At 41.1% G+C, this 10,613-nt stretch carries 11 protein-coding genes; 9 read left to right on the top strand and 2 right to left on the bottom strand.

Going from position 1 to position 10,613, the window contains the following annotated elements; all coding sequences use genetic code 11:
* The 7 genes from L990_RS20420 to L990_RS14725 all read left to right on the top strand — a co-directional run.
* Positions 1 to 233 (top strand): hypothetical protein (locus L990_RS20420; protein WP_231562288.1); only part of this gene is annotated, 233 nt, incomplete at its 5' end.
* A gap of 123 nt (positions 234 to 356) precedes the next feature.
* On the top strand, positions 357 to 1,355 hold the full coding sequence (locus L990_RS14755; protein WP_047450952.1) for a hypothetical protein: 999 nt from the start codon (positions 357 to 359) through the stop codon (positions 1,353 to 1,355).
* Between the two features lie 491 nt (positions 1,356 to 1,846).
* Positions 1,847 to 2,386 carry a LemA family protein gene (locus tag L990_RS14750; RefSeq protein WP_052181057.1) on the top strand — a complete coding sequence of 180 codons (540 nt, stop codon included), beginning with the start codon at positions 1,847 to 1,849 and terminating at the stop codon, positions 2,384 to 2,386.
* Entirely contained in the window at positions 2,383 to 3,378 is a 996-nt protein-coding gene (locus tag L990_RS14745) for a DUF3137 domain-containing protein (protein WP_047450949.1), read from the top strand. The genes L990_RS14750 and L990_RS14745 overlap by 4 nt, the downstream gene beginning before the upstream one ends.
* 137 nt (positions 3,379 to 3,515) lie before the next feature.
* Positions 3,516 to 4,358, top strand: coding sequence for a hypothetical protein (locus L990_RS14740; protein WP_047450948.1), 843 nt, complete (start codon positions 3,516 to 3,518; stop codon positions 4,356 to 4,358).
* An 860-nt stretch (positions 4,359 to 5,218) separates the two neighbouring features.
* On the top strand, positions 5,219 to 5,893 hold the full coding sequence (locus L990_RS14730) for a Tim44 domain-containing protein (protein WP_047450945.1): 675 nt from the start codon (positions 5,219 to 5,221) through the stop codon (positions 5,891 to 5,893).
* 108 nt (positions 5,894 to 6,001) lie between these two features.
* Entirely contained in the window at positions 6,002 to 6,190 is a 189-nt protein-coding gene (locus tag L990_RS14725; RefSeq protein WP_047450944.1) for a hypothetical protein, read from the top strand.
* Between the two features lie 514 nt (positions 6,191 to 6,704).
* Here the strand turns inward: L990_RS14725 and L990_RS14720 are convergent.
* Complete coding sequence (locus tag L990_RS14720) at positions 6,705 to 7,829, bottom strand: lipid II:glycine glycyltransferase FemX (protein ID WP_047450942.1); 1,125 nt, start codon at positions 7,827 to 7,829, stop codon at positions 6,705 to 6,707.
* Positions 7,830 to 8,232: 403 nt separating this feature from the next.
* Here L990_RS14720 and L990_RS14715 point away from each other — a divergent pair, with 403 nt between their 5' ends.
* Positions 8,233 to 8,667, top strand: coding sequence for a hypothetical protein (locus L990_RS14715; RefSeq protein ID WP_052181056.1), 435 nt, complete (start codon positions 8,233 to 8,235; stop codon positions 8,665 to 8,667).
* A gap of 109 nt (positions 8,668 to 8,776) precedes the next feature.
* On the opposite strand, the gene L990_RS14710 is transcribed toward L990_RS14715, so the two are convergent.
* Positions 8,777 to 9,223 carry a hypothetical protein gene (locus L990_RS14710; RefSeq protein ID WP_156121622.1) on the bottom strand — a complete coding sequence of 149 codons (447 nt, stop codon included), beginning with the start codon at positions 9,221 to 9,223 and terminating at the stop codon, positions 8,777 to 8,779.
* 405 nt (positions 9,224 to 9,628) lie between these two features.
* On the opposite strand from L990_RS14710, the gene L990_RS14705 reads away from it, so the two are divergent.
* Positions 9,629 to 10,555 carry a hypothetical protein gene (locus L990_RS14705; RefSeq protein ID WP_047450938.1) on the top strand — a complete coding sequence of 309 codons (927 nt, stop codon included), beginning with the start codon at positions 9,629 to 9,631 and terminating at the stop codon, positions 10,553 to 10,555.
* Positions 10,556 to 10,613 lie beyond the last annotated feature (58 nt).

Below are 10,613 nucleotides of genomic sequence, written 5' to 3'. Positions count from 1 at the left end.
CCACATTTATTTTTGCTCTGAGTACACTTTTTGCAACCTCCCAAAATGCCGTTTTAGCATTTCCGACCTCATCTTTTTTTGTTCTGAGTAGATTGTTTGCAGCTCCGACCTCATTTATTTTGGTACTGAGTAGAAAAAATGCAAAAATTATTCGATGTGATAATTCGGAAGCTAAAATAAAATATGTTTACACAAGTGTAGGTTTTTGTCTTTTCGGCTATTTCGATGTGTAACCAAAAACTCAAAAAGAGCTTAAAAGTGTAAGTCGCGATTTTGCGTTAGCGTTTTTTTTGATTTTTGGTAAAGAATTATTTTAGTGTAAGATAATTTTTGTCAAACCATATTCATTGTAACAAATGATGATGCAGCCAAAACTTTTACCAAATCTTCTTTTCCAAAACGGCAAAGCCATAGTTGTAAAGAATCTTTACCGTAGCTACCCGGTGCTACACACCGTTCCTAAAATTGACGAGAACATTACCCTCCTAGAGCAAACGGTACAGGACATTCAGGCCATAGAGGAGGATCTGAAAACGTACAGCACCAACTATACCCTCGAGATTGCCACCCTGCGCAGCAACCTCATCAAGTCCATTGCTACCCCGTTAGAGAAGCTCCTAACCATTGCCAAGCTCAACAAGAACATCGAGCTTACGCAGAAGGCTTCCGTTAAGCTTTACGGGCTCGATCGCCTAGGCGAGGAGGGCGTGGTGACATGCCTAACATCCTTGGTCGAGCTCATTGGCGCCAACATTGCCAGCATCGTACCGCTGCACTATACCGCCGATAGCTTTAAGGCGCTGCAGGCCCAGCTGGCTCGGCTCGTCGAGATGATTAAGGAGCGCAACGATGCCAAGCCAGCCATTGTAGCCCTACGCAACCGCGCCGAGCTGGTTGGCACCAAGCAGCGCGAGTACCTCGACAACGTGCTCGTCCTATTTCGTGGCGTAGCCGACGTATACCGCGTCGAAGTAAACCAGATATTTAACGCCATCAAGATAAAACCCTCTAGGATTCGCCGCGAAGTCTCCATATCGGCCCTCATCACCAACCACCTGGGCAAGCTCCTCAATAACGTTATCGTGGAGTTCTACTTAGACATGGACGGCTCCATCTACGACAAGTATTCGGCCGACAAGTCGCTAATTTTAAAGGAGCCCCTCAAGCCCACCTTTGTAAAGGTAACCACCTCCTCGGGCATCTTCCGTTGCAAAAACGTCAAGTCCGGCTACTACACCGTATTTGTCAAGATGAACGGCTACGAAACCAAGGTTGCCTACTACGCCGTCAACGACCACAACCTTACCCTCATCGAGCTCAGCCTCGATCCGCTACCCGAAAGGCTACCCTGCTAGCATCGCCTTTCCACCACCATACAACGCTCGGCCACAGGTCGGGCTTTGCTGCCTTATACCCACCAGCCTTGCAGACTTTTTTTAGTTAATCGACAGTACAATCATTTCTTCAGGTTTAAATCTATGTAGTTCTGCCGCGAAACGTAGATCTCAAAGCTTTCATAAACCGACAGAAAGAGTTAATCTATTTCATGTTTTTTGCGCTCAAAAAGTAGCAGAACAAAAATATTGTACTACACATGCCTGCCTTCACTGTAGTGAGCTGCTTTTTGCTATTTTTGAATTTTGAAAATTGGCACCTACTATTTACTCGTTGAATTTGTTTGCTTGCTAGTATCATCCTTGATGCAGGCTATTGCAAGATCCAGAAGAGGGATTAACCCTGTTTGGCTGTGAAGCTAGGCTATGTTTTTTTTATGTTGCGCTTGTTATTTATTCCGCAACTAACGTTTCCTTGAAAATAAAGTTTTATCTATTATATAAACAATTGTATGATTGTAATCTACATTACTGCTGGCTTAGTTGGAGTCTATCTTGTCTCTATTTACAATAGCTTAGTGAAAAGTAAAAATAGAGTTGACTATTCTGTTGGAGGAATAGATGCGATGCTTAAAAAACGATTTGATTTAATTCCTAATCTAGTTGCTACAGTTAAGGAATATATGGCATACGAGCAGGATACTCATCTAAAGTTAGTTGAGTTGAGAGGTGGAGCAAAGGGAAATTTGGTGAAAGTAGAATCAGAATCAACACGTTTACTTAAATCAATAATGCTCAATGCCGAGAGTTATCCAGATTTAAAAGCCAACAATAGCTTTATTCAACTTCAGCAAGCTTTAAACGAAGTCGAGGAGCAACTTTCTGCAGCACGTAGAACGTATAATGCAAATGTACTCGTTTATAACAATAAATGTGAAACAATACCATCTTGTTTTTTTGCAAGATTAATGGCGTATAAGCAGTTAGATATGTTTGAAATAGAAGTTTCTGAGAAGAAAAATCATGATGTAAAAGAGCTATTTAAAGTATGAGACCTGAAATAGAAAATATTCAAAATGAGTTTGTTGCTCAATATCCTGAATTGGAATTAATAAGAAAAAAATCGTATGTATATGATATCGTCTGTAAGGTCTTAATTGGAGTTGGAGTGCTGGTCGTATTTTCTTGTATTATAGATGGATCAGGGTTTTATGCTTTTTTGTCTTTTTTTGGACTTATCGCTTTTGCTTTGCTTGTGCACCACTTAACAATAAGTAGGTTGGATTATGAGAAGTATTTTAATAGCAAGAAAAGTGTATTTGTCGAACGTGTGATAAAGCTTATCGATAGTTCTTTTGAATATATACCAGAAACGATTCCGTACGAAGATTTGCATAATACTGAACTTTTCAAGGAAAAGTGGCTCAAAGAAGGAAAAGTTAATGTAAGAGATTATATAAAAGGGACCTATCGTGGTGTTCAAACAAGTATAGTAGAGCTCAATTTTGGCCAAAAAGGCGATGTGCAAGCGGGTACAAATTTTAAACCCTCTTTACTGTTTATTGCCGATTTTAATAAAAAGATATTGGCCAACACATTTGTTGAAGATAAAACGCTAGAGCGAGATCAGATTAACAATGTCATGAAAGGACTTAAGGGAGAAAATATTGTTCTTGAAAATCCAGAGTTTGAAGTGCTATTTAGAACAATATCAACCGATGAAGTAGAGGCTCGCTACATATTTTCCTACTCATTTATGGAGAGGCTTATGGAGTTTAAACTTTCTTTAAAAGAAAAGGAGAAAGTATATGTATCTTTTTCAAAAAGTAAAGTTTCTATTCTTATTTATGAGAAAACTATTTTTGAACCTAACATTTCTAAATCAATACTCGAGGATGATTCTTTTAGCAAATTTTATACAGATATTCTCTCTATTCTAGAAATTATTGATGTGTTAAGGTTGAATGAAAATATTTGGATTCAGAGTGCAGCGCATCATAGTCTTTACGAGGATAAAGCTATAGGAGCCTCTTGCAATAGTTAACCTAGCAGAGCGTGATGTTCTTGCTAGACTCTTGCCATTAAAGTCCTCAGGCCTTAACGGTAATTTGTAGGTTATTGTTATACGAGTTTTATTACACAATACGACAAAAATTTTCTTATATCATAATTTGTTAATCAATGAAAACAAAAAGAATTCTATTTGCTGCATTAGCAGCCGCTCTGTTCTCTTCTTGTGGGTCAATAACGTACTATCAGGTTTATAAAACCGCATCCTCTAACGAGTTGGCTGCTACCAGCAGCAATTTAGTTTACGAAGATGATAACTGCAAGGTTTCCTATAACCTATGGAGCGAAGGTGGTAATATTGGCTTTCAATTTTATAATAAAACAGACCATAATATTTATTTGAATTTGGAGGAGAGCTTCTTTGTTCTTAACGGTATCTCTCACAACTATTATAGGAGTAGGGTATTTACTAATTCAACTAGTTCGGGTGCCGCATCTACTCGCAGCGTTTCGGCTACTAGATCTGTAACGGGTGTAAACTACTTAGACTTAGTTCAAACTGATAGGATTTCGGCAGTTAATACGGTTGGATTAATGGCATCTTCAGGCTTTTCTGTATCGTACAACGAAGAAAAGGTTGTATGCATTCCATCCAAAACATCAAAAGTTATTTCGGAGTATAGTATTAATAAATCATTGTTACGAGATTGCGATTTATTTAAATACCCATCAAAAAAACGAATTAGAACAAAGAATTATACAAAAGAGCAGAGTCCTCTTGTTTTCAGCAATAGAATTGCCTATAGCCTTGGTCGTACAGACAGCCTTGTTAGATTTGAAAATGAGTTTTACGTAAAGGAAGTTGTAAATTATCCGGCAAGTGAAGTTTTCGAATATAGGTACGAGGAGTATTGCGGTCAAAAGAGTGAGGCTAAAGAGAAGTATTTTAAGAACGCTTCTGCTGATAAGTTCTATAACCGTTATATTAAAGGACAAGGTATTTGGAAGCACTAAAAGTTTCCTTGTAGAGCATAGCATCCTTGCTATGCTCTACATACAATACCACATACACTAATTTCATCTTTTTCAAAAGCGTTTCCCCAGTCCGGCAGCTATCGTATAGTAGCAAGCGAATCATCCATCCGTCAACACCCGTGGCGCAGCCACACATCGCAGGCAAGAATTCTGTTTGAGCACGCTCGGGGAGTCGACCATCACCCAAATTGTAACCCTAAATCGATCTGCAGCAAACATAAAAGAGTTAAGGCTCTATAAGCCGACGGTGCGAGTTAATTCTTGCCATGTTTTTTCGATTCCTTTTTTGCGCCAAAAAAGGAATGACAAGAAAATATTATAGGAGGAAAGTATTTTCTTATAAGCAGCGCTTGGTATGTTAAGGATAACCTAAAGCGTAACCCTAAATCGATCTACAGCAAACATAAAAGAGTTAAGGCTCTATAAGCCGATGGTGCGAGTTAATTTTCGTCCTATTTTTTGCGCTACCTTTTTGCGCCAGAAAAATAGCAGGAAGAAAAATATTGAGTAGTTAAATACATCTTCACTACTGCGCATTGCTTTTTTGCTACTTTTGGCAGGCAAAAGTACGCTAGAACTTAGCAAAAGAGAAATTTCATTTCTGCTGGGCGCATCGTCCATGCTACGCTATATCAACCCAAAAATTTTGTTCTTAAAGTTGGAACTCTTCTTTTCGTACAAGGCTCTAGTTTCATCTTAGCTATCCGATAGGTATTGCCTATAAGGGTGAAGTTAATGAGATAGGACACCATTTGGCACCTATCGCGTAAGACGATGATGGCTGCGAGGTATGATTATGCTGCTGTTGGAAATTGCAAAAAAGAATAAACATTTATAGTATGACAACTAAATTAAAATTTAGACTTTTAGCGTTATTACCAGTTCTAGTTATTAGTGTAGACGCCTTTGCTCGTGCCGGAGGCGGAGGAGGCAAGGGATCGGGAGGCATAATTGGGCTAATCATTTGGGGAGTATATACGCTAATTATCTCCGTTATCCTATTCTTTAAGGTTGGTAAAAGCCGTAAGGTAATCAAGGAAAGCGCCCAGCAAGATTCTTTCTGGAATTTTGAGCAAATGAGGGATAACGCCAAGAAGGTGTTTTTTAGAATGCAGGACGCCTGGATGGAACGAAATATCGAAAAAGTAAAGGATATAGTTACTCCAAGCCTATACGAAGACTACAGCTTGCAGCTCGAGCTCATGAAACGGAATGGCGAAAAAAATATCGTATCCGGTATCTTCGTATCCGATGTCAGGATAATTGGTTGCGAAGACTACTTGGATAATTCGCAAGACGCCTATGTGGCCCACATAAAAGGAGAGCTGCTCGATTATACGGTAGATGAAAAATCTGGCAGCATCACAAAGAATCCGAAGAAGGAGCGCGAGAGCTTTACCGATACCTACCATTTTATAAGGAAAGATAATAAGTGGCTGCTGGATAGCATTGACAATAAGGTAAGCATTTGGGATGTCTTAAAGGCCCGAAACTACCACGAAGAGAATTGCTAGCACCCGCCTAAACGAATTAACGTAATGCAGCAGACCTGTTCTGCTGCTTTTTTTAGGAGCTAAGGTGATAGTCGCATAGGTGGCATCACCTGTAAATTTAAAAGCAAAATGGTTGAGTTACTAAGCGGCTTTATACTGCCAATAATACTGGTAGTGTTAGGTATTTGGCTAAAAAAGGGGGTTATACCCAATACCTCCTCAAAGGGGAAGCTATGGTTGTTCATGGTTATTGTCGGATGTGCAGGCATTCTTCTAAAGATATTGCTGCTGATTTTAAAAAGTCCCAATACACCATAGCCACCTCCCGTTTATCAGAAATTCGCAGAGCGTAACGTCCTTACTACGCTCTGCATACAATACTACATACACTAATTTCATCTTTTTCAAAAGCGTTTCCCTAGTCCGGCAGCTATCGTATAGTAGCAAGCGAATCATCCATCCGTCAACACCCGTGGCGCAGCCACACATCGCAGGCAAGAATTCTGTTTGAGCACGCTCGGGGAGTCGACCATCACCCAAATTGTAACCCTAAATCGATCTACAGCAAACATAAAAGAGTTAAGACTCTATAAGCCGACGGTGCGAGTTAATTCTTGCCATGTTTTTTCGATTCCTTTTTTGCGCCAAAAAAGGAATGGCAAGAAAAAAATATAAGAAAATTCTCACATCTCACATCTCACATCTCACATCTCATATCTCACATCTCATATCTCACATCTCATATCTCATATCTCATATCTCACATCTCATATCTCATATCTCACATCTCATATTCCACCCATTCTACAGTCGATTCCCCATACGTAATCAGCTAGCTAACATGGTATCCCTGCCCTTTAAGCTCCAGCGAGGTGTAGTAGGTGTACATATCGCCAATAAGCGGGTAATCCCAGCAGCCCATCGAGTGAAATAGGTTCCCTCCAAAGCCCGTCTTAAAGCGGTAAAGGCCGTAAAGCGGATGCGAAGGCTCCGGACGTGGCGCTACACCAAACATATCGTACTCGGTACACCCCTTTTCGCGGGCAATACGTATGGCAGCCCACTGTAGCGCGTATGTTGCCATCACGTTTCGTCCTCGGCTCGACGATGCACCGTACAAGTACGAGCCTCGGCTGCCTGTCATCACCAAAAAGAGTGCTGCAAGCGGTGTCGATTCCGCTTCCGCAACCAGCAGCAGCACCTCGGCGGGCGATTGCGTGCTGTTGGCCTTGGCCATAAGTACCGCCCTAAAGTATTCGATGTCGTGCAGGTAAATGCCGTTTCGCGCGGCTGTCTCTTGGTATAGCGCATACCAAACATCGATCTGCTCAATGCCTATCGAGCGCACCGTAACCCCCTTGCGCTCCGACAGCCCAATGTTGTAGCGCGTTTTTGGCTTCATGGCGTCGAGCATGGCCGAAGGTTCCTTGTGCAGGTCCAAGTAAATGGTATTCGAGGGGAGTATATTCCCTTGTGCCTTGCGGAAGTTCCACCCGATGGTGTTCATGTTAAAGCGTAGCTCCTGCGTCGTATGCGCTGGCGGACCGTTCCACAGCCCGTTCTCGTCGTAAAAGCTGCTATCCTTGGCCCAGTACGACTCCCAGCACAGGTCGTAGCGAATCATAATACAATTTTTAGGAAGATGCGAGCGTAAGCACTCCGAGAGCTCCTCCAGAAAGGTTCCCTGTAGATCTTCTCGCGGCTCGAGTTCTGGTCCGTAGGGTACGTAGGCAATCGAGTACAGGCTGTCTACCTGCTGTACCACCACCAGAATGTCCGATTCTATGCTACCAAGGCTTTGGTGGTCGTTGTCGAGGTGCGACCGGTTGATCTTAAAGTTTAGCGCAATGGTGTTAACCCCCATCATCTCCTTTACCACCGACCAAAAGGCGGTTTGCTGAACAATGGACGTCTTGAAGAGCTGCTCAGTGCTCTTGCTGCAAATAGCTGTAAGCATGTTTACTTTTATTTTGGGTATGGCAGCGGGCAAACATAGCCTTTAAAAGCATCTCAGCCAAGCGTAGCGGCAATACTTGTGGTAAATTGGCTTAAAACACAGCTGGCGGCACGGGCATTACACCCTACAAGCGCAGCACTCGTAGAGCCCGTCAAAATTTAGTTGCAGGATGAACCTCATTAGTTCCGCGAAGCGTAACACCTTGTGGGTATATGCTTTTTTATAGGGGTGTTTTACTTAAAATGGGATTTACCAGCTGCGTTTGGCTTAACTTTTTTCCTATATTTGGTTAGTACAAATGGGATGCATTTGTTTCTTATATATGTTTAGCAGCTTGTTGCACATCAACAAGCGTTGACCGATGCTTACTTTTTACCATGTTCAATAAATAATAGAGAAGATCATGAGAAGACTTCTATCTTTACTTGTAGTGGCTTTCCTTCTTTTAGGATGCGAAGGGCGAGAAGGCCCTATGGGGCCTGATGGACCTCCCGGCCCAGGCACTAATTGGGACGTATCGGAGTGGTCGGTCCCTAAATGGACGCTGAGCGGAACCGTAAACGGAGCAAGCTCCTACTACTATGCCGATCTGGCAATACCTCGGCTATCAACCTTTATTGCCGAAAAAGGGAATGTGTTTGTGTACATGTATACAAAGGATAATATACAAGCTCCACTGCCCTACGTAACCCATAAAACAGACGGAAAGGCAGCGTGGACCGAGACCTACGACTTCGATTTTGCGCCAGGATCGATAAGGTTGTATGTTCAGTATAGCGATTTTAACACCTCTGTTGTTCCTCCTGCTACCCGATTTAGGGTGGTAATGAACTGGTAGGAATGTTTATAAAATAAGCGGCGTTGCTCTTCCATCATAAAGAGCAACGCCGCTTTTACTTTATTCGGCAAGCCTGTATTAGTATCCTACAAAGGTTCTATTGTTCCGCTTACCCTTGTATCTGGGCTGCTGTTTTTGGTTCGAGAATCTTAAATGAGAAAAAGTAGGTTCCTACCTCCTTATACCCATCCCTCTTTACCTCTACGCTGTAGGTTTCCATATTGTTGAAGTTATCTTTTTTGGTAACCGTAATCGTAGCATCGGGGTAGATGCTGCTTGCGCTAACGCTGGGCTGTACTCCCTTTTTTATAAAAATAACATACCAAGCCTTAAAGCTCCGAAGGTTAAGGTTGTTTTCTGTTCTACTTGCAGTAAACAAGAGTTCGTTACTACTACTGGATAGGCATGTATTTTTAACATCTACCGTAACTCCATTAATGGTAAATGAGGATAGGCCAAGAACGGAAAAGTCGGGCTTCGGTTGGTCCTCGCTTTTGCTGCACGAAAAGGTAAGTGCTACTACTAGGAGTAGAATGCTGATTTTTAAAATTTTCATCTGCTTATATTTGGGTTTATAGTGTTTCAAAATAGGAAAGGTAGGCATATCTTCCTCCTCTGTTCTTGCTTTGAGGCTGCAAATATAGCAATTATGTAGGCTATAGCACCTCTGTAGGCAGTTTGGGTTGGTTTTGGAGAGAGGAGTTGCTACTGCAATAACCTTTTACACTCTTCACTGGATATAAATATACAGAGTCGCATATACATGCCGTCACAGATGAGGCTCGGAGATTTAGAGGGTGATAAATCTGCTATTGTGCAAATTTATTCGTTGGGGTATGTGTGAGGGTTTTGAGAATATTGTGCGTTCTCTTTTATTATACTACATATTTATGGTTAAATAGTAATAGTGTAATTAATGGAGATGGTTGTATTGTTAGCTTTGTGATGAAATAAATATAGTATGCAAAAATTATTAGTAATATCAATCGTAACATATTTTTCTGTGATTTTGGTGGCTGGAGCACAGGGGGTTCAGAAAAATGTTGATGTTTATTTCTCAGATTTTGGGAAACAAAAAACCAATGTGCATGCGTTGGAGTCTCTTTCGAAAGAGTCTGATAAGTTTGACTTATTAAGGTCGATATCTCGGTATGCAAAAGACTCAAATGAGAATTTTAGGGGTGAAGCATACCGTTTGCTTGCAGGGTTTGTGGAGGAGTCCGATCCAAAACCAGTTAAGCAATTTGCCTTATCTGTTGTTTTGCAGGGACTCGACGATTTTCAACCAGAAGTTGTTAGTAACGTTGTTTCTTTGCTCAAAAAATTTAAACCGTCCTATTTTACCAGCAAAGATATCTCTCAAATATTGAAATCTTCTCGACGCAACGGGTACTCAGGGGAGCATTTAAAATTGCTAGGTTATATCGGAGGTGAAAATACGAAAGACTCTTTAAAATCAATACAAGTTAGGGAGGTCGTATCTGCAAATAGTCAATGGTCAATGTCGCTCGCTTTGGCAAGAATGGGAGATGAAGGTAGTATTTCGATAGTCCTTTCTCGATTGGAAAAGATTAAGACTGAAGGCTCAAGCCTCATTCTTTTACTACCAGATTTCGGTTATGTGAAACAAAAAAAAATATACGATAAGCTTATAGAAATCCTTTTAGACGGTTCGCTGCAATGTAGATCGATGAATCCATCTTCTTCAAATCTTATCCCTTGTGGCTACTATGTTATATCAGAAGTTGCAAAGGGGATTGAGGGATTTCCTGTTGAAGTAGATGAGTTTGGGGAGCTGCTTGATGATTTTTCAGTTGCTCAACAAAAAACACGAAAATGGTTGGCGGATAATAAAGGGAAATATCTTTTGAAAATCTACAATTACTAGGTCTTTTATTTCGCGCTTCTGCGTCATCGCATTTGATAAATTCAAACCTCTAGGTTAT

It is taken from the genome of Alistipes sp. ZOR0009 (assembly GCF_000798815.1).
In the GTDB taxonomy this organism is placed as follows: domain Bacteria; phylum Bacteroidota; class Bacteroidia; order Bacteroidales; family ZOR0009; genus Acetobacteroides.
Note: the sequence above shows the minus strand (reverse complement) of the source record. Positions and strands in the feature narration are given on the sequence as shown.

Bases quoted from the DNA above. Each gene is read 5' to 3' on its own strand.
- L990_RS14755 (WP_047450952.1), top strand. From the start codon at position 357: ATGATGATGCAGCCAAAACTTTTACCAAATCTTCTTTTCCAAAACGGC.
- L990_RS14750 (WP_052181057.1), top strand. From the start codon at position 1,847: ATGATTGTAATCTACATTACTGCTGGCTTAGTTGGAGTCTATCTTGTC.
- L990_RS14745 (WP_047450949.1), top strand. From the start codon at position 2,383: ATGAGACCTGAAATAGAAAATATTCAAAATGAGTTTGTTGCTCAATAT.
- L990_RS14740 (WP_047450948.1), top strand. From the start codon at position 3,516: ATGAAAACAAAAAGAATTCTATTTGCTGCATTAGCAGCCGCTCTGTTC.
- L990_RS14730 (WP_047450945.1), top strand. From the start codon at position 5,219: ATGACAACTAAATTAAAATTTAGACTTTTAGCGTTATTACCAGTTCTA.
- L990_RS14725 (WP_047450944.1), top strand. From the start codon at position 6,002: ATGGTTGAGTTACTAAGCGGCTTTATACTGCCAATAATACTGGTAGTG.
- L990_RS14720 (WP_047450942.1), bottom strand. From the start codon at position 7,829: ATGCTTACAGCTATTTGCAGCAAGAGCACTGAGCAGCTCTTCAAGACG.
- L990_RS14715 (WP_052181056.1), top strand. From the start codon at position 8,233: ATGAGAAGACTTCTATCTTTACTTGTAGTGGCTTTCCTTCTTTTAGGA.
- L990_RS14710 (WP_156121622.1), bottom strand. From the start codon at position 9,223: ATGAAAATTTTAAAAATCAGCATTCTACTCCTAGTAGTAGCACTTACC.
- L990_RS14705 (WP_047450938.1), top strand. From the start codon at position 9,629: ATGCAAAAATTATTAGTAATATCAATCGTAACATATTTTTCTGTGATT.